Genomic DNA, 22,601 nt, shown 5'->3' on the forward strand with positions numbered 1-22,601 from the left:
ACCCCCATGAACGTCAACGACGACAAGCTCTTCCGGAAGGTGATGCTGCGCGTGCTCCCGCTCGCGATGCTCGGCTTCTTCCTCTCGTACCTCGACCGCGTGAACATCGGATACGCGCAGGCGACCATGAGCGCCGACCTCGGCTTCTCGAACGTCGTCTACGGCCTCGGCGCCGGGCTGTTCTTCATCGGATACTTCATCTTCGAGATCCCCTCGAACCTGATCCTCGCCAAGGTCGGCGCGCGCCGCTGGATCGCGCGCATCATGATCACCTGGGGCCTCATCTCTGGCCTCATGTTCATCGTCGACAGCGAGTGGATGTTCTACCTGCTGCGCTTCTTGCTGGGTGTCGCCGAGGCCGGGTTCATCCCCGGCATCCTCTTCTACATGGCGCACTGGTTCCCGGCCAGCCGGCGCGGCCGCGCCTGGGGCATCTTCTACATCGCCCTCGCATCGTCCGGCCTGATCGGCGGACCGGTCTCCGGGTTCATCCTCAGCGGCATGGACGGCGTCTGGGGCCACGCCGGATGGCAGTGGCTGTTCGTCATCGAGGCGATCCCGACCGTGCTGCTCGGCATCGTCATCCTGTTCTGCCTGCAGGAGGACTACCGCACCGTCACCTGGCTCACCGAACCCGAGCGTGATCGTCTCGGCGCCCTGCTCGCGGCCGAGCGCGTCGACGAGGCCGAGACCCCGCTGCGCAAGGTCTTCACGAGCAAGCTGATCTGGCTGCTCACCGCGGTCTACTTCTCCTACAACTTCGCGCTCTACGGCATCAGCTTCTGGCTGCCGACCCTGATCGGCGACCTCGGCATCACCGACACCGTGCAGGTCGGCTTCCTCAGCGCCCTGCCGAGCCTCGCCGCGATCGTGTCGATGGTGACGTTCGGGTTCCTGTCGGACCGTGCGGGCGAGCGGCGGAAGTTCATCGCCGCGGCCTTCCTGCTCAGCGCCACCGGCTTCGCGGTCTGCATCATCGCGGGCACCGATCCGGTCTGGGGCATCATCGGACTCTGCCTCGCGAACGCCGGAGCCCTGTCGATCCCCGCGATCTTCTGGAGCTTCCAGACCTCGATGCTCGCCGGAACCGCGCTCGCCGGCGGAATCGCGCTCATCAACTCGACCGGAAACCTCGCCGGTTTCGCGGCGCCGTACCTGATCGGCTTCGTGAAGGACACCACCGGAGTCGCGACGATCGCGCTCTACATCACGGGCGCGATCATGATCGTCGGTGCGATCCTCACCATGACCGTGCGCCAGCATCGGGCGGTCAACAAGGCGGCGGATCTTCCCTCGGAGCTCGTCTCGAAGTAGTCCCCAGCTGCTCTCCCCCGGGACCGGTGAGGCCCCCGCACGCGACTGCGTGCGGGGGCTTCGTCGTGCGGTCGGAAACGTGTGTGAAACCTCGTCCACTTCTTCGTGACACATTGCCGTCGTGTGCGTATCGAACGTACATTCCTGCGCGGACAACATGGGACATCGGCCCATAGTCGCGGTTATGCGGCGAGCCGCACACTGAACGACAACAGGCCGATGTGCTGCACCGGCCGAGTGAGAGACGGAGCATCATGGAGTCGTTCGAGGTCGCAGTCGTCGGGATGGGAGCGCTCGGCAGCGCAGCCACCTACCACCTGGCCCGTCGGGGAGCGAAGGTGGTCGCGCTCGAGCAGTACGAGCTCGGGCACGTACGAGGCGCCTCGCACGACACGTCGCGCATCGTGCGGACCTCCTACGGCTCGAGCGCCTACGTGCGCCTCGCCCAGTCCGCCTATCGTGACTGGGCCGACCTCGAGCAGGAGTCCGGAGAGCGTCTGCTGACCATCACCGGCGGTGTGATCCTGCTGCCGACAGACGGCCCGTACTCGGCGTCGGACTTCACCGCCGCGCTCACGGAGTGCGAGGTCGAGCACGAGCTGCTCTCGCCCGACGAGGTGCACTCGCGCTGGCCGCAGTTCCGCGTGCCCGAGAACGTCGAGACCGTCTACACCGCCGACACGGGGATCGCCCATGCCTCGCGCACCGTCGCCACGCTGCAGATGCGCGCCCGCGTGCACGGCGCCGACATCCGCGACCGCACTCCGGTCGAGAGCCTCACCCCGGACGGCGACGGCGTGATCGTGCACACCGCGAACGGCGACATCCGCGCCGGAAAGGTGATCCTCGCGACGGACGCCTGGACCAACACGCTGCTCGACCCGCTGGGCGCGACGATCCCCCTCGACATCATGCAGGAGCAGGTGAGCTACTTCCGCCCTGCCGAGCCGGACGACTACGACCGCGCGGTGTTCCCCGTCTGGATCTGGGAGGACCACGAGTGCTACTACGGGTTCCCCACCTACGGCGAGCCGACGATCAAAGCGGCCCGTGACGTGTCGGAGAACCGGATGACGCCCGAGACCCGGTCGTTCGTGCCCGATCCGGAGCTGATCGAACAGCTCACCGGGTTCATGCACGACGTCATCCCCGGGGCGGGCCCCGAGCTGCGGACCGTCACCTGTCAGTACGCGCTGACCAAGGATCGCCGGTTCGTGCTCAGCGCGCTGCCGCAGCATCCCGACATCATCGTGGGCCTGGCCGCCGGCCACGGCTTCAAGTTCACCCCGGCACTCGGCCGTGTGCTCGCCGAGCTCGCCCTCGACGGGGAGTCGACCGACGATCTGAGCGAGTTCGCGGCCGCCGACTCGATGCTCGTCTGATCCGGGATGCGACGGTGACCCGGTACATCCTCCAGCGGCTGCTCTCGTCGCTCTTCGTCCTGTTCGTGCTGTCCATCCTCGTGTTCTCGATGGTGCGGATCATCCCCGGCGACCCGCTCGCCGCGTTCGCGGACCCCGCTAACCCCGACCCAGCCAAGCTCGCGGCGCTGCGCACCGAGCTGGGCCTCGATCAGCCGTGGATCACGCAGTACTTCGTCTGGCTGCTCGGCGTCGTGCAGGGCGACTTCGGTCGCGCCATCACGGTGCCCGGCGAGGTGTCGGACCTCATCGCGACGCGGCTGCCGCTCAGCCTCACGCTCGCCGTGATGGCGACGCTCTTCGGCACCGCCCTCGGCATCCCGGCCGGAGTGCTCGCGGCGACCCGCTGGCGTCGCGCACCGGACAACGTCGTGCGCGGCATGTCGTTCGTGCTTCTCGCGACACCCCCGTTCGTGCTCGGAACGGTGCTGATCCTCGTCAACTCGCTGACTCTGCGACTGCCGCTCGTCGGCTACTCGGGGGCGGCGGGTGATCCGCTGCGAGCGATCGGGGTGCTCATCCTGCCCGCTCTGCTGATCGGCATCGTGCTCGCCGCGATCATCGCCCGGTACACGCGCGGCACGCTGCTCGACACCCTCGGCCAGGACTTCGTGCGCACGGCTCGGGCCAAAGGCGCCTCACCGGGCCGGCTGGTCGGGAGACACGCTCTGCGCAATGCGCTCATCCCGGTGATGACCGTGATCGGCATCGAACTCGCGGCGCTGGTGGGAGGCACCGTCGTCATCGAAGCCGTCTTCTCGCTTCCCGGCATGGGGTCGCTGCTACTCACCGGCATCCGCTCGTCCGACTACCCGATCATCCAGGCCACGGTGCTGCTGATCGGTGTCGTCTACGTCGTGATCAACTTCGTCGTCGACCTGCTCTATCCGCTGATCGATCCCCGAGTGAGGGTGCACACGCGATGACCGTCACCAGAGAACTCGCCCTCGCCAAGGTCGCCGGCAAGCGGCCGGCTCGCCGCCGGTTCGGCCCCGCCTTCTGGAGCGGCGCCGGAATCCTCGGCGTCATCCTCATCGTCGCCGGATGGATGTCGATCTGGCCGCCCTACGATCCCTTCGTCGCGTCGGGACCCGCCTTCGCGCCCCCGAGCCTCGAGCACCTTCTCGGCACCGACAACCTGGGCCGCGACACGTTCACCCGACTTGCGCTCGCCGCGCGGACCAGCCTCGTCATCTCGGGTGCGGCCGCCCTGCTCGGCGCGGTGATCGGCACCTTCTTCGGCCTGGTCGCCGGCTACGTCGGGGGATGGGTCGACTCCGTCATCATGCGCGTCGTCGATGCGATCCTCGCGCTGCCTGCGATCCTCGTCGCTCTCGTCGTCGGCGTCGTGATCGGCAACGGGCCCTGGCCGCTGATCCTCGCGCTCGGCCTCGTGTTCGCTCCCGGATTCGCCCGAGTGATGCGTGCTCCCGTCATCGCTCTCCGTGAGCGCGACTTCGTGCTCGCCGCCACCCTGAGCGGAGTCCGTCCGACCCGGGTGATCGTCGAGCACCTGCTGCCCAACGTGCTGACGCCGCTGTTCGTGCAGTTCGCGTCGGTCGCCTCGCAGGTCGTGCTGATCGAGGCCGCGCTGAGCTACCTCGGCCAGGGCGTGCAGGCACCCGAGCCGTCGGCCGGCCGGATGATCAGCGAGTTCACGCGCTTCATGCAGATGCAGCCTCTGCTGATCATCCTGCCGTCGCTCGTGATCATCCTCCTGTCCGCGGCCTGGAACCTTCTCGCCGACGGGATGCAGGACTACCTCGCCCCTCGCCGCGAACCCGCCTTCTCGCTGGGGCGGCGCGCGAAGCGCCGCGGCCCGGCGGCACCCGAACGCACCACGACATCCACGCAGCACACCCGAACGGAGAAGAGGCCCTCATGAACAGACGACACTGGGCAGGGGCGGCGGCACTCGCCGTCGCGACCCTGGCGATCGCCGGATGCACGTCCGGCGGCACCACCGGCAGCGGAGAGCAGGACGCCGGTGAGCCGGTCTCGGGCGGAACCCTCACCTGGGGCGTTCCGGCAGAGCCCTCGGCAGGAGGCATCGATCCGATGGTCGCCTCGGCCATCGCGGCCGAGGTCATCGACTCGATCGCCTACGACACGCTGCTCACGCGCGACGATGACGGCACCGTCGAACCGGCGCTCGCGACCGAGTGGGATCAGCCGGACGAGCTCACCTGGGTGTTCCAGTTGCGCGATGACGTGACGTTCTCGGACGGGAGCCCTTTCGACGCGGGCGATGTCGTCTACTCCTTCGAGACCCGTGCGGACGGCGGCTCGAACGCCACCTACCTCAGCAGCATGGAGAGCGTGGAGGCCACCGGAGACCACGAGGTGACATTCCACTTCAGTCAGCCGGACGGCACCTTCCTCGACGCGGTCTCGGCCCGCCAGACCTTCTTCATCGTCAGCGAGGAGGGCTACGGCACCGCCACGGAGGAGGAACGCCAGACCACCACCGCCGGCACCGGGGCCTACCAGGTGACCGAGTGGAACCAGGGCGTCTCGATCACGATGGAGAAGAACGAGGACTACTGGGGCGAGGAGCCCTACCTCGACAAGATCGTGTTCGAGCTGTACCCCGACGAGAACACCCTTCTCGCGGCGGTGCAGCAGGGGAGCGTGCAGGCGGCGTCGTTCATCGACGGCAGCCTCGCACAGCAGGCCGCGAGCACGGGCTTCACTCTCGGAGACGCCGCGTTCCGTCAGAACCTGGCGATCTACATCAACCCCGAGGAGGGCCCGCTCGCGGACGTGAACGTGCGTCGCGCCTTCTCGCTGGCACTCGACCGCCAAGCTCTCGTCGACACCGCGATGCTCGGCAACGCCGGGGTCTCGTTCGTGCCGCCCGCCGGTGACCCGGGTGCTCCCGAGACCGCCGACCTGCCCTATTACACGCGCGACCTAGACGAGGCCAAGCGTCTGCTCGAAGAGGCGGGCGAGCCGAACCCGGAGATCACCCTCAGCTACATGGGCGACGTCGCCGCGGCTCATCACCCGGTGTACGAGATGATGCAGCAGCAGCTGGCCGAGGCGGGCATCACGCTGACTCTCAAGGCCACGCCGCTGGCCGAGATCTCGCCGATCTTCACGACCGGCGAATCGTGGACCGACCTCGTCGCGATCCCCGGCAGCCCCCGCGCCTCGGCCGTGTTCTACCTCGAACCGGTGCTGCTCGAAGGCGGCGTCTACAACCACTGGGACGGCAACCCCGACGCTGAGAAGGCGCGGGAGCTGCTCCAGCAGGCGAAGGCCGCCACGTCGCCCGAGGAGTACAACGACCTCGTCGATCAGCTCGCCACGGAGACCGCCGAGCAGGTGCTCGAGGTCGTGCCCGCGGCGGTTCCGGTCTACTTCGAGGTCTGGGACTCGAACAAGCTGCACGGCTACGAGAACGACGCGTTCTACTCGCGCTCGGCTCTCGACCGGGCCTGGCTCTCGCAGTGACACCCCGCCCGGGCGGCTTCGCGACGAGCACGCGCTCGCCGGAGGCGCCCGGGCACACACCCCTCGCATCCCTCATCACTCTCCACAGAAAGCCGAGCCGCGCATGATCGACGCCACAGACGCCCTCCGCGTCGACGACCTCAGCATCGCCTACGGCGCCGCGCCGCCCTCGGTGTCGGGAGTCTCGCTGCGGGTCCGCAAGGGCGAGATCGTCGGAGTGATCGGCGAATCCGGCAGCGGCAAGTCGAGCATCGCGCTGGCGATGATGGGACTCCTGCCCGACTCCGCGCGCGTGACCGCGTCGACGATGGAGATCGCAGGGGCCGACATGAACGGCGCGACCGAGCGCGACTGGGGGCAGGTGCGAGGGCTGAAGGCATCCATGGTCTTCCAGGAGCCGATGTCGGCCCTCAACCCCTGCATGCGCATCGGACCCCAGATCGCCGAGGTGCTGCAGATCCACGGCAAAGCCGACAAGAAGCAGGCGAGGGCGCGGGCGCTCGAGATCCTGCGGCTCGTGCAGATGCCGGATGCCGAGAAGCGACTCGACTACTACCCGCACCAGCTGTCCGGCGGTCAGCGGCAGCGCGTCGTGATCGCCATCGCCGTCGCCGCCGGCCCCGATCTGCTCGTCGCCGACGAGCCCACGACGGCGCTGGATGTGACGGTGCAGGCCCAGATCCTCGACCTGATCAAGAGCCTGCGCGACGAGACCGGCATGGGAGTGCTGTTCATCAGCCACGACCTCGGCGTGATCGGCCAGCTCTGCGAGCGCGTCGCCGTGATGTACCGGGGGAGGGTCGTCGAGACCGGCATCGCCCGCCGCGTGCTGGAGGACCCGAAGCATCCGTACACGAGGGCTCTGCTCGAGAGCATCCCCCGCCCGTCCGTCCCCGTGCGCTCGCCGCTCGCGGTGATCCCCGCGGTGAACGACTTCGCCGACGTGCCGGCCGTCCTCGAGGAGGCATCATGACCGACGACGTGCTGCAGGTTCAGAACGTGACCCAGCGGTTCGGGCACGGCGACAACGCCATGACCGCCCTCGACGACGTGAGCCTGAGCGTGCCCCGGGGTGAGACCCTCGGCCTGGTCGGTGAATCCGGATCGGGGAAGAGCACGCTCGCTCGCGCGATCCTGCTCATGCGCAAGCCCACGCTCGGAACCATCGCCTTCGACGGGGCCGACGTCACCGGCTTGCGCGGCAGTGCGCTGCGTCGCCACCGCCGCCGCATCCAGATGGTCTTCCAGGACCCGAACGATTCTCTCGATCCGCGCTTCACCGTCGCGAGATCGATCTCGGAGCCACTCGTCGCCGCCGGAATCGGCCAGAAGGAGCGTCGGCGCCGCATCGCGGACTCGCTCGATCGCGTCGGTCTGCCCATGGACTCGGCCGGCCGCTATCCGCACGAGTTCTCGGGCGGACAGCGCCAGCGCATCGCGATCGCGCGCGCCATGGCCGCAGAGCCCGAGTTCGTGGTGCTCGACGAGCCGACCTCGGCGCTCGACGTCTCGGTGCAGGCCCAGGTGCTGAACCTGCTCGTGCAGCTGCAGAAGGACACGGGCGTCACCTACCTCTTCATCACCCACAACCTGTCGGTCGTGCACCACATCGCCCATCGGGTCGCGGTGATGCATCAGGGCAAGGTCGTCGAGGAGGGGACCGGTGAGCAGGTCATGAACGCTCCGCAGCATTCGTACACGCAGAAGCTGCTCGAATCCATGCCGGTGCTGTACCGATCCTGACCCGGTGATCACGAGAGGCGAGACGATGCGCGTGCAGAGGCGGGGCGACAACGCCCACGACTGGGAGCTCTATCACGGTCAGGGGCGGATCGGCATCGAGTGGTACTTCCGGCAGACCACGGCGCTGCCGACCTCGGTGATGCTGTACCGCCTCGAGCCCGGCGCCGAGGAGGGCCAGCACCACCATCTCGACGGCGATCCCGACAGCTGCTCGCCGAACAGCTCCGATGAGATGTACATCGTCACGCGCGGCGAAGTGGTGGTCACGGCGGATGATGATCGTCGCGTGCTGGGCGTCGGCGACGCGTTCTATGCACCGGAGGGCATGCGGCACGGCGTGCGCAACGAGTCGGATGCCGTCGCAGAACTCGTGCTCGTCTTCGGCCCGCGCGGCCCGCATCCGTTCGCCCAGACGGGCGTCGAGGAGTTCGACGCGCAGGCGGAGCGGTAGAGGACGGTGCGTCGCAGCTACTGGTTCGGCTCCTCCAAGGGAGGAAGCGCGGAGAGGAACTCGGCCACCGCGCCGACGGCACGACGCTGCGACAACAGTGGACCGGCCCCCGTATCCCCTCCCTCGCCGGTGAACAGGGCATAGCTTCGTGCTCCGACCGAGCCGATGTCACGGAAGAGCATCGACAGGCGGTTCAGGTCCTGCCGCACCTCGTGCGAGTATGCGTCACGACGTGAGAAGTCCACGGCGGCGGCGGCGGGACCACCGGGCCAGCTCTCGACGAACCAGACGATGTCGTACGCATCCTTCGGCTTGTCGCGCTGAGCGAGGGCGTCGGCTTTCGCGCAGAGGAAGGCGAGCGGACCAGCCACCAAGAGCTGTAGCTCTATCGTCCCCTTCTCGCGTGGAAGCGTGATCGCACGCGTCACCATTTCGGTATCGGTCGTGAGAAGCTCTCCCGCGTCGAGGCTGAGCGCGGAGAGGCGAGTCCCGAAATTATGCTTCGCAGTCGGAGTCAGCGTTGCGTTGGGACGATGCATAGTGCCTGCCGGTCGGTCAGGAGACGACGGGCAGAAGAACTCGAGCGTGATTCGCGGCGGTGATGAGCGGATCCAGCGAAAGGAGCTCTCTCCGGGTTCGTAACCCATGCGTCGAAGAACTGCTTCGAGTCGCTCGTATTGTTCCGTGTCGCCATCGAGAAGCGCGAGAGTCAGGCAGATGTCGATGTCAGCTGTGCCGATGTGCACAGGGGAGTCGTCCTCGGGCGCGGGTATGAGAAGGGTCGGGACCAGGCCGCCGATGATCACCATGTGTGCGCTGGCGAACCCGGCGGCGCGAAGGACATCGGCAGCCTCCGCCAGTATCAGGTCGGTGGTGTCGGCATCGTACGAGGAGATGGTGGAACCGTCAGGTTCGTTCAATGATCTGCTCCCTCAGGAGATCGGCACCGTCTTCGTAGCGCCCGCCCTGGCGAGCGAGATCCAACCAGACACGGATCTGCGGAGCGACGGAGACCCCGTCGATGTCCACGGCGTCATGGGTTCCGACTTCACCTTTGTCCGACCACAACTCGACATTTGCCCCGCGGCCTGCCTCATCGGCATCGAGAAAGGGCAGGCCCATCGTCTCGCGGGCTGCGTCGAGATCGTTCGTGTCCACACGCACTCGGGTGATGACTGAGGTCGTCACCGGGACCCCCCAGAGCCGCGCGCCCATCGAGGAGGTGACGGCGTAGCGGATGCCGGCACGACCGGCCAACGCGTCGAACTTCCGAACCAGATCCATCTCGTTGCGAGCGTAGAGATACGACTGGGAGGCGGACGGCGTCCTCAGTCTCGATTCGCTGGTGCGCAACCAGTCGAGAGCCCCCTCACGATCACCGATCAGGCGCTTCTTGGATCTGCCGCGACCGATCGACTCGACGAAACCGAGGTCCTCAAGACGTGTCAGAACCGTGTGCGCCTGGCCGACCGACACGTCGGCGAGCGCTGAAAGCTCGCTGACGCTCCACTGCGCAACGTCGTCCCTGATGAGCAGAGTCTGCGCAGCGCGCGTTCCCACAGGACCGAGGTGCGGGTGCTGAGATCTGGCAGGGGCCCCGCTGCGCGCCGGGGTCCGGTCGATATGCACCAGGAGGTTGTCGAACTGGAGATGAACGGCACCGCGGAGGTCCCACCAACTCAGTCCGCTTTGCTCGAGTCGTTCGCGATCATCGCGCGATATCGAACGGTCTATGACGAGACCGACGAACCCCGGAGGGATGCTCTCGGGGTCGGGCGTCCCGGCAGCCCGCTCCACCACCCTGAGAGGCGTGTGGCTACCGCCCACCGTCACACTCGGGCCGGACGCCGTACCGGTGACGTCAATACCGCCCAGGAGGCGGCCTCTGTCAACCAAGCGACTGCTCGCATGCCCCAGATCAAGGTTTATTTTCACGCTATGACCTTTTTCAGAGTGGAGTGAAACAAGACTCACAATGAAAATAGCTTGTTCTCGCGTGTGCTACAACCAGGGCACCTCAGTCCTGGGGTCCCCGCAGCCTTTCGCGCAGCTCGTCGAGACGCACCGCGATGCCGATGCGGAACATGCGCTCATCGTCGCGCCACCCGGATCCGAGCACGTGGTCGAGTCGGTCCAGGCGCTGCAGGATCGTGTTGGTGTGGAAGTTGAGTGAGCGCGCGGTGCGGGTGGGACTGGCGTTGTTGCGCACGAACGCGCGCAGTGTGCCGAGCAGGTCGGCGTTGCGTTCGGCGTCGTACCGTCGCACGGCGCCGATCGTGTCCGACAGGAATGTCGAGAGGCCCTGCGCGTCGGTGTCGAGAACCGCCGAGTACGGGAGGAAGTCCTCGACCCGTGCGGTGAGGCCCGTGAGCTCCAGGGCGGCGAGCAGCCGAGCCGTGCGTCGCGCGGCGAGGAACGACGAGGGCAGCGTGGCCTTCGCGAGCGGTGGCACGACGACGGTCACGGAGTCCTGCACCGCCGCCGCGATCTGCATCCGCAGACGTTCAGGGTCGATCTCGCGGCGCTGTCCTGAGATGGCGGCGACGACGAATCCGCGGTACTCGCCCACGAGTGCGCGATCGTCGAGCAGGCGCACGAGTGCCCGCGCCGCCGCGGTCTGCTGGTCGCCGGGCACCGAGAGCAGCAGAAGCGAGTCGAGAGCGTCGAGGTCGACACCGAGTCGTCGCGCTCGTCGCTCGACATCGGATCGCCGTTCGGGCACATCGTCGAGCAGATCGGCGATGAGTTCGCTGCGCAGGCGGTGGTCCGCTCCGGATGCCGCCTCCTGCTGCAGCTCGAGCAGTGCACCCACCTGTGCGGCGCGCTCGATCGTACGCAGGTCGACCGCGCCGAGTTCGAACGCCCCATCGCCGAGCAGGAGTGCGCCGAAATGCCGACTTCCCGCCGTGAGCGCCGAGACGGCACGCACACCGCGGCCGGCCACCGGCACGCAGTGACCGTGGCTGCGGCTCTCGGCCAGAGCCTCGCGCACCGGCTCGTCGAGTGACAGCATCCCCGGCGCGAGCGGCAGACCGGCTGCGGCGATCACGTTCTCCTGCGCGTCGATGATCGCGACGGCGCGTCCGAGCGCCGATGCGAGGGTCTCGGCGACGGGGCCGAAGCCGCCGCCTGCGAGCACGGCCTGCACGAGCTCCTGATGCACGGTGTTGGCGCGGTCCCGTTCGACGAGGTGGGCCGTCAGGCTCTCGAGCGTGCGGCGGCTGGAGTCCTCCGAGACCTGCAGCTCCCGGAGCGTGTGGGTCGTCTGCAGGATGACCGACGCGTGATCGGCGAGGGCCGACAGCAGTGCGACCTCGTCGGGGGAGAACTCCTTCTTCTCGCGGTTGCCGACGAAGAGAACGCCGAGCACGTCGTCGCTCGAGAGCATCGGCACGCCGAGAAGGGACACGAGGCCCTCGGCCGAGACGGCGTCATCGATGCCGGCATCGTGTCGGTCGGCGGTGTAGGCGGTGTAGTCGGCCGCCCATTGGGCCGTGCGCGATTCGACGACGACGCTGGCCAGGCCGCGGCCGGGGGGAACCCGCAGCTGCTGGAAGGACGCGCTCACGGCTCCGCTCGTCTCACGCACCCGGAGTTCGGACGTCTCGGGGTCGAACTCCGAGAGGTAGGCCAGGTCGACGCCCATCATCTCGCGTGCGCGCTGCACGAGACGGGCGAGCACCGCGTCGCTGTCGCGCAGCTCGGCGAGTTCGCGAGCGCTCGAGAAGAGCGCGGTGAGCTCATGCTCCCGCCTGCGCAGTCGTGACAGCTCGCGCTGGGTGCGGGCGACGCGGTCGGCGAGCAGCGCCGCATCCGTCTCGCTCGCTCCGAGCTGACGCAGGGCGTCGCTGACACCGGTGGGGCCGACGAGATCGGGGTCGTAGGCCGCATCGAGGAGCGAGGCGATGGCCTCGTCGTGCTCGGGCATCTTCGTCCTTTCGGGAGAGGACGGCGCCGGCCGGCGCGTGACTTCAGTGTCGAGCATGAGCGCCACCACCCTCAAATCGCGGATCTCGGCGCGGACCTCAGCGGAGCTCCTCGGCGCGCGCCGCGGTGCGTAGCAGCGCTGCGGCGAGGTCGGGCCAGAGCTCGTGCGGGATGAGGTGGCCCATGTCCGGGTGCACCTGCAGTTCGGCGCCGGGGATCGCCTCCGCGATGTCGACCGCCGACGCCCAGTGCAGCACATCGTCGTCGCGACCGTGGAAGACGAGCGTCGGGGCGCTCACCGACCTCAGCGCCTCGAGTCGTTCGGGTGCGCGCCGCAGCGCCGCCCATTGGCGCGAGAAACCCTCGGGCGCGTACCCGCGGTCGTACGCCTCGCCGGCGGCGCGGATGTGCCAGTCGACCTGTGGATCGTAGCGACCCGGTTCGACGGACCGCACGGCCGCGGCGGCGAACGCGACCGCCTGCTCTCGGGAGATGCGTACGGGCTTCTCGGCGAGTTCCGGCCGCTCGCCGTGCAGCACGTAGCGACGCGACTGTCCGGGGATGGTCGACAGCAGGCCGAGGCTGCGGATGCGCTCCGGATGCTCGATCGCGAGCATCTGCGCCATCATCCCGCCCATCGAATGCCCGGCGACGTGCGCCGAGTCGACTCCCAGATCGTCGAGCACGCGCAGGACGTCTTCGGCGAGGTCGATCAGGTCGTAGCCGCCCTCGACGTCGTCCTCTCCACCGAAGCGCTGCGAGAATCCGGTGTCGCGGTTGTCGAAGCGCACGACGCGCAGGCCACCGGCGGTGATCAGGCCGATGAGTTCCTCGTCCCAGCTGAGCAGTTGTGCGCCGCCGCCCGAGACGAGCACGAGGACAGGCGCCTCGGGGTCTCCGAAGACCTCGTAGTAGAGGCGCACATCGGCGTCGTCTGTGTAGGGCATCGGTTCTCCTCGCGCATCGGGGGCGGCCGCCGCGCTGCGGGCGTGCTGTGAGTCTAGGTTCGCTCGAGAGCCGGGGTGATGTGTCGACCACATACAGCAAGGCCTCGGCGATGAGTGTTCCACCCATCGTCCGCCCTGCCCGGCGCTCCTAGTGTCGTCCTTGACCACAGCGCCGATGATCCGGCCGCTGTCCTAAGGAAGGTGGCCGATGTCGATCAACAGCCGAATCTCCGGACTCCGTGACCACACCCCCGATGAGCGGCTCGCGCTCGTCGCGCAGGGTGCGGAGCTGGATGAGGATGCTCTGCACGCGCTGCGCCCGGACGGCGGTCTGTCGCTCGCGCAGGCGGATCACATGATCGAGAACGTCGTCGGCATGATCGGCGTTCCCGTCGGCGTCGCGACGAACTTCACGGTCGACGGGCAGGACCGCCTGATCCCGATGGCGACGGAGGAGCCCAGCGTGGTGGCTGCGGCATCGAACGCCGCACGGATGGCCCGCGGCCACGGGGGCTTCACCACCTCGTACACCGGCGATGTGATGATCGCCCAGATCCAGGTGCTCGACGCGGTCGAACCGCACGGCACCCGTTTCGCGCTGCTCGAGGCGAAGGACGAGCTGCTGGCCCTCGCCAACGAGCAGGACCCGATGCTGGTATCCCTCGGCGGCGGCGCCTTCGACATCTCCGTGCGGGTGCTCCCGACCCGCGCCGGGGTGCAGGTCATCGTGCACCTGCACGTCGACGTGCGCGACGCGATGGGTGCCAACGCGGTCAACACGATGGCCGAGGCGATCGCCCCGCGCATCGCGGAGCTCGCCGGCACCCGCACGCTGCTGCGCATCCTCACCAACAAGGCCGAGCTACGGCTCACCCGCGCCCGTGCGGTGTTCGACGCCGAGATGCTCGGCGGCCCCCAGGTGGTCGACGACATCGTCGCGGCGAGCGCGTTCGCCGAGGCCGACCCGTACCGCGCGGCCACGCACAACAAGGGCATCATGAACGGCATCACCGCGGTGGTGCTCGCGACCGGCAACGACACACGCGCCGTCGAATCGGGCTGCCATTCGCACGCGGCTCGGTCCGGCGGGTACACCGCGCTGTCGCAGTTCGAGAAGGATGCCGACGGCAACCTCGTCGGCACGCTCGAGGTGCCGCTCGCTGTCGGGCTCGTCGGCGGAGCGACCCGCGCGCACCCGACCGCTCAGGCGGGTGTGAAGCTGCTGGGGGTGCAGACGGCGCGTGAGCTCGCCAGCGTGATCGCGGCGGTCGGGCTCGCCCAGAACCTCGCGGCCTGCCGGGCGCTGGCCGCGGAGGGCATCCAGCGCGGTCACATGACCCTGCATGCGCGCACGATCGCCGCGAGCGCCGGTGCAGACGTCGACGAGATCGGCGCGGTCGCCGCCCGGATCGTCGCAGACAGACGCATCCGCGTCGAGCACGCCCGCGAAGTGCTCGACGAGCTGCGCGGCGGCGGAGCGGACGCATGAGCACGGTGCTCCCGGCGCCGCGGGCCGTCGTCGAAGAGGGGCTGCCCGCCCGCGTCACGGTGTTCGAGGTCGGCCCGCGCGACGGACTGCAGGCCGAGACCGACATCATCTCGGCCCCGATCAAGACCCAGCTGTGCCGCCGACTGTTCGCCGCAGGAAGCCGTGATCTCGAGGTGACCAGCTTCGTCCCCCCGATGTGGATCCCCCAGCTCGCCGATGCCGAGGAGGTCGTCGCTGGCCTCGAGGTGCCCGAAGGCGCCAGGGCCGTCGGGCTCGTGCCGAACCTGCGTGGTCTGCAGCGCGCGATCGACGCAGGAATCCGCGAGGTGTCGGTGGTGGTCAGCGCCACGGAGTCGTTCGCGCAGGCCAACCTCAACACCACGCGCGACGGTGCCATCGACCGTGCGGTCGAGGTCATCACCGCCGCGACCGCGCAGGGCATCCCCGTTCGCGGGTACGTGTCGATGGCGTTCGGGGATCCCTGGGAGGGCGCCGTCGACACGACGGCGGTCACCGAGGCCGCCGCCGCCCTCCACGCGGCCGGCAGTCGGACGATCGCCATCAGCGACACGATCGGCGTCGGCACGCCGGGGCACACGACGGCGATCATCGGCGAGACCCTCGCCGCAGGGATCCCCGTCGATGCGATCGCCCTGCACCTGCACGACACCTACGGGCAGTCGCTCGCGAACGTGCACGCGGCACTGCGTCTGGGCGTCTCGGAATTCGACTCGTCGGTGGGCGGCCTCGGCCGGTGCCCGTATGCCAAGGGCGCGACCGGTAATCTCGCGACAGAGGACCTCGTGTGGATGCTGCACGGCCTCGGTATCGAGACCGGACTCGACCTTCGAGCCCTGGCCGCCACCACGCTGTGGCTCTCGCGCATCCGCAACGTCCGCCCTGCCTCGAACGTGGCCCGCGCGTTCGCGGCAGCCGGACTCGACACCCCCGACACCGCACAGGAGGCCACGCTCGCATGATCGACACCACGCTCCCCGCACCCGGTGCGCTCGCCGGGGTCACCGTGATCGACCTCTCCCGTGTGCTCGCCGGTCCGTACGCGTCGCAGACGCTCGCCGACCTCGGCGCCACGGTCATCAAGGTCGAGAACCCGCGCGACCCTGACGTCTCACGCGGCTTCCCGCCGTATCTCACCCACGGCGACGAGGAGTTCAGCGCCTACTACGCCCAGTACAACCGGGGGAAGCTCGGAGTCGGCGTCGATCTCGCGACGCCGGAGGGCAAGGAGGTGCTCAAGGACCTGGTCCGCGGCGCCGACGTGCTGGTCGAGAACTTCCGCCCCGGCACGATGGAGAAGCTCGGCGTCGGCTACGAGGTGCTGCGCGAGATCAACCCACGCCTCGTCTACACCGCGATCTCGGGCTACGGCCGCACCGGCTCGCGCAGCAGGCGCCCCGCGTTCGACAACACGGCGCAGGCGGCCGGCGGCATCTGGTCGATGAACGGCTATGCCGAGCACCCGCCGGTGCGCGTCGGCGTCACGATCGGAGATCTCTCGGCGACGCTGTTCGCGGTCATCGGCACGCTCGCCGCCCTGCGGCACGCCGAGGCGACCGGAGTCGGTCAGGTCGTCGATGTGGCGCAGGTCGACAGCATCGTCGCGCTCACCGAGACGGCTGTCGTCGACTACACCGTGAACGGCACGGTCGCCTCGCCGCAGGGCAACGCCCACGCGTGGGTGCGCCCGTACGAACTGTTCGACTGCGCAGACGGGCAGGTGTTCTTCGGCGCGTACACCGACAAGCTCTGGAACGCGAGCTGCGACCTGTTCGGCACCCCCGAGCACAAGGACGATCCCGAGATCGACACCATGCGCAAGCGGTTCGAGACCGACGTGTACGAACGCCGGGTCAAGCCGATCGTCGCAGGCTGGCTCGTCTCGCGCACCAAGCAGGAGCTGGAGGATCTCGCCGGCGACGTCGTGCCCCTCACCGCGGTGAAGACGATCGGCGAGGTGGTCGACGACCCCGGCACCGCCGAACGCGACATGATCGTCGAGGCCGACTACGGCGACCTGGGTGTGCTGCGCATGTTCGGTCAGCCCATCAAGCTCTCCGAGACCCCGGCCACCCCGGCCCGCACCGCGAACAGGTTCGCGGAGCACGCGGATCAGGTGCTCACCGAGTACGCCGGATACGACGCCGCACGCATCGCCGAGCTTCGCGCGGCCGGAGCACTGCCGTGAGCCCGGTGTCGCGAGTGGTGCGCACCGAGCGGATCACCGCATCCACCGTCGAGGCGTATCGCGGCACGTTCGCGGCCGCCGATGCGGCGATCGTCGCCGATGCGACGCTGCCCCCCGCGTGGGAGGGCGTCTTCTTCCCCTTCGCGGTGCCGTTCGCCGACCTGCGCCCCGACGGCACGCCCGCTCGCGACGGCGTGGTGCCCGAGATCGACCTGCCCCGCCGCATGTATGCGGGGGAGACGACCGAGTTCCTCCGCCCGATCCGTCTGGGCGACGACGTGACGCAGACCACGACGCTCGGTGCGGTGGTCGAGAAGAACGGGTCGCGAGGCCGCCTGATGTTCGTCGATGTCGAACGCGAGTACGCGGTCGAGGGCGAGATGGCCGTGCGCAGCATCTGGCACGACGTGTTCCTCGAGGCGTCGGATCCGGATGCTCCCGCGCGCGCTCCGCGTCGCGATCCATCGATCGCCGCCGACGCGGACTGGATCGAAGAGCTGACACCCGACGCGCGGCAGCTGTTCCGCTTCTCGGCGCTCACGTTCAACACGCATCTCATCCACTATGACCGGGCGTGGGCGCGCGACGTCGAGGGGCTTCCCGATCTGCTCGTGCACGGTCCTCTCACGCGCATCCTCCTGATGGATGTCGCGCGACGCCATGTTCCCGACCGCACGCCCGTGCGACTCGACGTGCGCGCGATCGCACCGGTGCTGGTCGACCGACCGCTGCGCCTGGCGAGCGTGACCGACGGTGACCGCACCCGCGTGACGGCCGTCGACAGCGACGACGTGGTCCTCGCGACCGCCGACGTGACCTGGGCCTGACCCGACCGACCACTCCAGCCCCACCGACCAGGAGCCGCCATGAGGCACAATCCCGACTACGCCCTCGATGACGTCGAGACGGTGCGCGCCCTCGTGCGCGACAATCCCTGGGCCACCATCGTCAGCCATGTGCCGGGCGAGGGCCTCGTCGCGTCGCACTATCCGGTGCTGCTCGACGAGGATGCCGAGGGCGTCGTGCTGCTCAGTCACGTCGGGCGTCCGGACGAGCGTCTGCACCGGCTCGGCGAGCACGAGACGATGGTCATCGTCTACGGCCCGCAGGGATACGTGTCGCCCGGCTGGTATGAATCGTCACCGGCCGTGCCGACCTGGGACTTCGCCGTCGCTCACCTGCACGGCACCCCCGAGATCCTCTCCGACGCCGAGAACCTCGCGGTGTTGGATCGTCTGGTCTCGTGGTTCGAGAGCCCGCTGCCGAACCCGTTCCTCATGCACGGCACGCTCGAGAACACGGCCTACGCGGAGCGCATCGTGCACGGCACCGTCGGCTTCCGCCTGCGCGTCGACCGCATCGAGGCGAAGGAGAAGATGAGCCAGGACAAGTCGCCGGCGGTGATCTCGCGGGTGATCGAAGCGCTGCGGCGTCCCGGCCCGTACGAGAACCCGAAGCTCGCCGACCGCATCGCCGCCGTGAACCATGAGGCGCTGCACGCACAGGAGGAGACCGCATGACCGCCTTCGTCGGAGTGCAGGACATGATCGAGTGGATCGCGCGTCGTGGCGCCGAGACGATCATGACCGAGATGGCCGACACGATCGAAGCCGACTTCCGTCGCTGGGAGTCGTTCGACAAGAGCGAGCGGGTGGCCAATCACACGCCGTTCGGGGTGATCGAGCTCATGCCGATCAGCGACCCCGACGTGTACGCCTTCAAATACGTCAACGGTCATCCCTTCAACCCGGGGCGCGGCTATCAGACGGTGACCGCGTTCGGCGTGCTCGCCGACGTGCACAACGGGTATCCGGTGTTCCTCGCCGAGATGACGATGCTCACCGCGCTCCGCACCGCCGCGACCTCGGCGATGGTGGCACGACGCCTCGCACGCCCCGAGTCGACGACGATGGCGATGATCGGCGCCGGCAGTCAGGCGGAGTTCCAGGCACTCGCGTTCCGCGGTGTGCTCGGTGTCTCGCGGCTGCGCATCTACGACGTCGACCCCGCGGCATCCGCCAAGTTCGTGCGCAACCTCGGGTCGCGCGGGTTCGACATCACGGTGTGCGCATCGGCTGCGGAGGCCGCCGCCGGTGCCGACATCGTCACGACCTGCACGGCTGACAAGGTGGTGGCGCAGGTGCTGACCGATGCCGATGTCGCCCCGGGCATGCACATCAACACGATCGGCGGCGACTGCCCCGGCAAGACCGAGCTCGACCCCCGCATCCTCGAGCGAGGCCCGGTGTTCGTCGAGTACACGCCGCAGACCCGCGTCGAGGGCGAGATCCAGAACGTCGCCCCCGACTTTCCCGTGACCGAGTTCTGGCAGGTGCTCAACGGCGCGGCTCCCGGTCGCGTCGCGCCCGAGCAGGTGACGATCTTCGACTCCGTCGGCTTCGCGATCGAGGACTTCTCGGCGCTGCGACACCTGCGCGCCGACCTCGCTGGCACCGGGATCGACACGGAGATCGACCTCGTCGCCGCACCGGAGGACCCGAAGGACCTGTTCGGGTTCGCGACATCCCCCGTACCCGTCGCCTGACCCCCGTCCCCGAGCGCCGACGGGCGCCGAGAGGAGCACCATGACCGAGTCCCTCACCCTTCGAGGCGTACGCCCGTACGACGGCGGCTCGCCGATCGATGTCGTCGTGCGCGACGGCCTGATCGCCGCGGTCGCACCGTCGGGCGCCGTCACCGCGCGCGGCGAAGTCGTCGAGGCGGACGGCCGCTGGATCGGCCCGGGGTTCTGGGACGCGCACGTGCACTTCACGCAGCACGTCATCCGCCGCCGTCGACTCGACCTGACCGAGACGAGCAGCGCCGATGACGTGCTCGCCATCGTGCGCCGCGCACGCGCCGAAGGTGCACCGCTGACCGACGGGATGCTGATGGGCTACGGGTTCCGAGACGGGCTGTGGCCGGTCCCGGCCTCCTTGGCGGCTCTCGAGGCCACCGTCTCCGACATCCCGGTCGTGCTCGTGAGCGGTGACCTGCACTGCGGATGGATGAACCGCGCGGCCGCCGCGCGTCTCGGCGTCGAGATCGACGAGACGGGCCTGCTGCGGGAGGGGCCGTGGATCGGTCTGCTGCACTCGTTCGATGAGGCGTCTCAGCTGCCCACCGGTGCCTATGCCGAGGCGGCGGACGCGGCAGCCGCGCGCGGAGTGGTCGGCATCGTCGAGTACGAGAAGACCGACAACGTCGCCGAGTGGTCTGCGCGCACGGCCGCAGGACTCACGAGCCTCCGCGCCGACATCGCGGTGTGGCCCGACCTCCTCGAATCCGTCGTCGAGGCGGGGCACCGCACCGGCGACATCGTCGACGACGCCGGCCTCATCACGTTCGGCCGCCTCAAGGTCGTCGTCGACGGATCCCTCAACACCCGCACCGCCTGGTGCTGGGATCCGTACCCCGGCATGGACCCCGGCCATCCGCACGCGTGCGGCATGGAGAGTGTGCCGATCCCCGAACTGCGGCGCCTGCTCGACCGCGCCCGCGGCGCCGGGATAGAGGCCGCGGTGCACGCCATCGGCGACCGGGCCAACACCGAGGTGCTCGACACCTTCGAGGAGCTCGGCATGAAGGGCGTGATCGAGCACGCGCAGCTCGTGCGCGACGACGACTTCGCCCGCTTCGCGCAGCTCGGACTCATCGCGAGCGTGCAGCCGGAGCACGCCATGGACGATCGCGATGTCGCCGACCACCACTGGGCCGGACGCACCGCACGCGCCTTCGCCTTCGGGTCGCTGCACCGTTCGGGGGCGACGCTGCGGCTCGGCTCCGACGCCCCGGTGGCACCGCTCGACCCGTGGATCTCGCTCAGCGCCGCCACGGCCCGCAGTCGCGGCGACCGCGACGCGTGGCACCCCGAACAGCGTCTTCCGCTCGACGTGGCGCTCGCCGCATCCGTACGCACCTCGCTCGGCGTCGGGCAGCCGGCCGACCTGGTGATCAGCGACCGCGACCCGTACGCGAGCGACCGGGATCAGCTGCGCAGCATGCCGGTCGCGGCGACTCTGCTCGGCGGCCGCTTCACCCACCGGGCTCTGTGATCGTGGGCGCCGTCACCTTCACCAACGCCCGGGTGTTCACGGGCGCCTCCGAGACGGCCTTCGCGTCGGCGTTCCGCATCGTCGACGGACTCGTCGACTGGGTGGGCGAGGCCGCGGACGTCACCGAGAACGACGCTGTCGACCTCGGCGGCCGCACGGTGCTTCCCGGACTCCTCGACAGCCACACGCATCCCGCGCTGCTCGCGGGCACGGCGGCGGCCGTCGAGTGCTTCCCGCCGGCGGTCACCAGCGCCGACGAGCTGGTCGAGACGCTGCAGCGACATGCGGCCACCGTCGCCGGCCCGGATGCCTGGGTGCTCGGCCGAGGCTTCGACGACACGAAGTTCCCCGAGGGACGGATGCCGACGGCGTCCGACCTCGATCGCATCGACACCGATCGGCCGGTGCTGGTGTGGCGCTGCGACGCGCACTCTGCGGTCTGCAACAGCAGGGCTCTGGAGATCGCCGGCGTCACGGCGTCGACGCCCGATCCCGACGGCGCGCGATTCGAGCGCGACGCCGACGGACGCCCCAACGGAGTGCTGACCGAGATCGCGGCCGTCAACGCCGTGGCCGCCTTCATCCCGGCGCCGAGCCGCGACGAGCAGATCGACGCGATCGTCGCGATCGGCGAGGAGCTGTCGTCGCGGGGCATCGTCGCCGTGTGCGACCTGCTGTCGTCGCGCATCGATCGTCCGCTCGAGACCTTCCGTGCCGCTGCCGAACGCGGACTGCGCACGCGGGTCGCCCTGTACCCCGGGTGGGACCCCGCCGCACCGCTCGCGGATCTCTCGGTCGACGACCGCGAGGGGCCGGTGCGCATCGCAGGGGTGAAGGTCGTGCTCGACGGCGCCTACTCGAACCGCACGGCCTGGGTGCATGAGGCCTACCCGGACTCGTGCGACCACGGCCTGCGGCTGGTCGACGACGCCGACGTGCTCGCGGCCGGCGACTGGGCGCGACGCAACGGCGTGCAGCTCGCCGTGCACGCGATGGGCGACAGGGCGCTCGACCGCGTCGTCGAGCTCTTCGAGGACGCGGAGCCCTGGCTCGACGGCATCCCGTCCGTGCGCATCGAGCACGCCACCATCGTGAGCGACGCCTACCTCGCGCGGTTGCGGTCGGCGCGAATGAGGTTCGGCATCGCCACGCACACGGTGTTCTTCTTCGCGGAGTACGACGGCTACGAGAAGGCGCTGCGGGTCGAGCAGGTGCCCGATGCCTACCCGATCGCTCGGCTCTACGCCGGGCTCGAACCGCTGGCGCTGTCATCCGACCGTCCCGCGACCGCCTGGAGCGGTGCCGACGATGTGATGCTGTCCGTCGAGGCCGCCGTGCGTCGCCGCACCTACAACGGCGTCGAGTTCGGTGCAGAGGCCGCGATCACCGTGCCGGAGGCTCTGCTGCTGTACACCTCTCGCGCGGCCCTGCTGTCTCCGCTGTCGGGCGTCGGTTCTCTGGCACCCGGCTTCGACGGCAGCTTCGCCGTGCTCGATCGCGATGTCTTCTCGGTGCCCGCCGATGAGATCGCCGCCGTGCGCGTCGCCGAGACGTGGATCCGCGGCGAGCGGGTCTTCCTCCGTTGAGGAGGT

The 22,601-nt window shown here is 69.1% G+C and carries 20 protein-coding genes; 16 read left to right on the top strand and 4 right to left on the bottom strand.

From position 1 onward, the window contains the following. Nucleotides 1-6 precede the first annotated feature (6 nt). The 8 genes from ACQ4LY_RS06340 (at nt 7) to ACQ4LY_RS06375 (ending at nt 8,385) form a co-directional block, all read left to right on the top strand. Nucleotides 7-1,314 (top strand): MFS transporter, encoded by a 1,308-nt coding sequence (locus ACQ4LY_RS06340; protein WP_431075172.1) that lies wholly within the window; start codon nt 7-9, stop codon nt 1,312-1,314. 254 nt (nt 1,315-1,568) lie between these two features. Further along, complete coding sequence (solA, locus tag ACQ4LY_RS06345; protein ID WP_431075173.1) at nt 1,569-2,696, top strand: N-methyl-L-tryptophan oxidase; 1,128 nt, start codon at nt 1,569-1,571, stop codon at nt 2,694-2,696. A gap of 14 nt (nt 2,697-2,710) precedes the next feature. Beyond that, nucleotides 2,711-3,661, top strand: coding sequence for an ABC transporter permease (locus ACQ4LY_RS06350; RefSeq protein WP_431075174.1), 951 nt, complete (start codon nt 2,711-2,713; stop codon nt 3,659-3,661). Then, complete coding sequence (locus tag ACQ4LY_RS06355) at nt 3,658-4,620, top strand: ABC transporter permease (RefSeq protein ID WP_431075175.1); 963 nt, start codon at nt 3,658-3,660, stop codon at nt 4,618-4,620. Before ACQ4LY_RS06350 ends, ACQ4LY_RS06355 begins: the two co-directional genes overlap by 4 nt. Continuing rightward, nucleotides 4,617-6,191: an ABC transporter substrate-binding protein gene (locus ACQ4LY_RS06360; protein ID WP_431075176.1), complete on the top strand. Its 1,575-nt coding sequence runs from the start codon at nt 4,617-4,619 to the stop codon at nt 6,189-6,191. Before ACQ4LY_RS06355 ends, ACQ4LY_RS06360 begins: the two co-directional genes overlap by 4 nt. A gap of 103 nt (nt 6,192-6,294) precedes the next feature. Then, on the top strand, nt 6,295-7,164 hold the full coding sequence (locus ACQ4LY_RS06365) for an ABC transporter ATP-binding protein (RefSeq protein ID WP_431075177.1): 870 nt from the start codon (nt 6,295-6,297) through the stop codon (nt 7,162-7,164). After that, a complete protein-coding gene (locus ACQ4LY_RS06370; protein ID WP_431075178.1) occupies nt 7,161-7,934 on the top strand; it encodes an ATP-binding cassette domain-containing protein in 774 nt (257 codons plus the stop codon). Before ACQ4LY_RS06365 ends, ACQ4LY_RS06370 begins: the two co-directional genes overlap by 4 nt. 25 nt (nt 7,935-7,959) lie before the next feature. Continuing rightward, entirely contained in the window at nt 7,960-8,385 is a 426-nt protein-coding gene (locus ACQ4LY_RS06375) for a cupin domain-containing protein (RefSeq protein WP_431075179.1), read from the top strand. 17 nt (nt 8,386-8,402) lie between these two features. Here the strand turns inward: ACQ4LY_RS06375 and ACQ4LY_RS06380 are convergent, their stop codons facing one another. The 4 genes from ACQ4LY_RS06380 to ACQ4LY_RS06395 form a co-directional block, all read right to left on the bottom strand. Next, nucleotides 8,403-9,305: a hypothetical protein gene (locus tag ACQ4LY_RS06380; protein ID WP_431075180.1), complete on the bottom strand. Its 903-nt coding sequence runs from the start codon at nt 9,303-9,305 to the stop codon at nt 8,403-8,405. Then, nucleotides 9,292-10,320 (bottom strand): hypothetical protein, encoded by a 1,029-nt coding sequence (locus ACQ4LY_RS06385; protein WP_431075181.1) that lies wholly within the window; start codon nt 10,318-10,320, stop codon nt 9,292-9,294. The genes ACQ4LY_RS06380 and ACQ4LY_RS06385 overlap by 14 nt, the downstream gene beginning before the upstream one ends. An 82-nt stretch (nt 10,321-10,402) precedes the next feature. Further along, entirely contained in the window at nt 10,403-12,313 is a 1,911-nt protein-coding gene (locus ACQ4LY_RS06390; RefSeq protein ID WP_431075182.1) for a helix-turn-helix domain-containing protein, read from the bottom strand. A 97-nt stretch (nt 12,314-12,410) separates the two neighbouring features. Next, nucleotides 12,411-13,259, bottom strand: a complete 849-nt coding sequence (locus ACQ4LY_RS06395) for an alpha/beta fold hydrolase (RefSeq protein ID WP_431075183.1) — start codon at nt 13,257-13,259, stop codon at nt 12,411-12,413. A gap of 208 nt (nt 13,260-13,467) precedes the next feature. On the opposite strand from ACQ4LY_RS06395, the gene ACQ4LY_RS06400 reads away from it, so the two are divergent. Genes ACQ4LY_RS06400 through ACQ4LY_RS06435 form a run of 8 tightly spaced genes read left to right on the top strand, consistent with a single transcriptional unit; the run spans nt 13,468 to nt 22,595 of the window. Next, nucleotides 13,468-14,748, top strand: coding sequence for a hydroxymethylglutaryl-CoA reductase, degradative (locus tag ACQ4LY_RS06400; protein WP_431075184.1), 1,281 nt, complete (start codon nt 13,468-13,470; stop codon nt 14,746-14,748). Beyond that, nucleotides 14,745-15,728 carry a hydroxymethylglutaryl-CoA lyase gene (locus tag ACQ4LY_RS06405; RefSeq protein ID WP_431075185.1) on the top strand — a complete coding sequence of 328 codons (984 nt, stop codon included), beginning with the start codon at nt 14,745-14,747 and terminating at the stop codon, nt 15,726-15,728. The genes ACQ4LY_RS06400 and ACQ4LY_RS06405 overlap by 4 nt, the downstream gene beginning before the upstream one ends. After that, complete coding sequence (locus ACQ4LY_RS06410) at nt 15,725-16,954, top strand: CaiB/BaiF CoA transferase family protein (protein ID WP_431075186.1); 1,230 nt, start codon at nt 15,725-15,727, stop codon at nt 16,952-16,954. Before ACQ4LY_RS06405 ends, ACQ4LY_RS06410 begins: the two co-directional genes overlap by 4 nt. Next, nucleotides 16,951-17,781 (top strand): FAS1-like dehydratase domain-containing protein, encoded by an 831-nt coding sequence (locus ACQ4LY_RS06415; protein WP_431075187.1) that lies wholly within the window; start codon nt 16,951-16,953, stop codon nt 17,779-17,781. The genes ACQ4LY_RS06410 and ACQ4LY_RS06415 overlap by 4 nt, the downstream gene beginning before the upstream one ends. 39 nt (nt 17,782-17,820) lie before the next feature. Next, the gene (locus ACQ4LY_RS06420; protein ID WP_431075188.1) at nt 17,821-18,474 is read left to right on the top strand and encodes an FMN-binding negative transcriptional regulator; all 654 of its coding nucleotides are present in this window, start codon (nt 17,821-17,823) and stop codon (nt 18,472-18,474) included. Continuing rightward, nucleotides 18,471-19,499 carry an ornithine cyclodeaminase gene (locus ACQ4LY_RS06425; protein WP_431075189.1) on the top strand — a complete coding sequence of 343 codons (1,029 nt, stop codon included), beginning with the start codon at nt 18,471-18,473 and terminating at the stop codon, nt 19,497-19,499. Before ACQ4LY_RS06420 ends, ACQ4LY_RS06425 begins: the two co-directional genes overlap by 4 nt. A 40-nt stretch (nt 19,500-19,539) precedes the next feature. Then, complete coding sequence (locus ACQ4LY_RS06430) at nt 19,540-21,009, top strand: amidohydrolase (protein WP_431075190.1); 1,470 nt, start codon at nt 19,540-19,542, stop codon at nt 21,007-21,009. A gap of 2 nt (nt 21,010-21,011) precedes the next feature. Continuing rightward, nucleotides 21,012-22,595, top strand: coding sequence for an amidohydrolase (locus tag ACQ4LY_RS06435; RefSeq protein WP_431075191.1), 1,584 nt, complete (start codon nt 21,012-21,014; stop codon nt 22,593-22,595). Nucleotides 22,596-22,601: the final 6 nt, after the last annotated feature.

Origin of the sequence: Microbacterium phyllosphaerae (genome assembly GCF_050628115.1) — a bacterium.
Classification (GTDB): domain Bacteria; phylum Actinomycetota; class Actinomycetes; order Actinomycetales; family Microbacteriaceae; genus Microbacterium; species Microbacterium phyllosphaerae_A.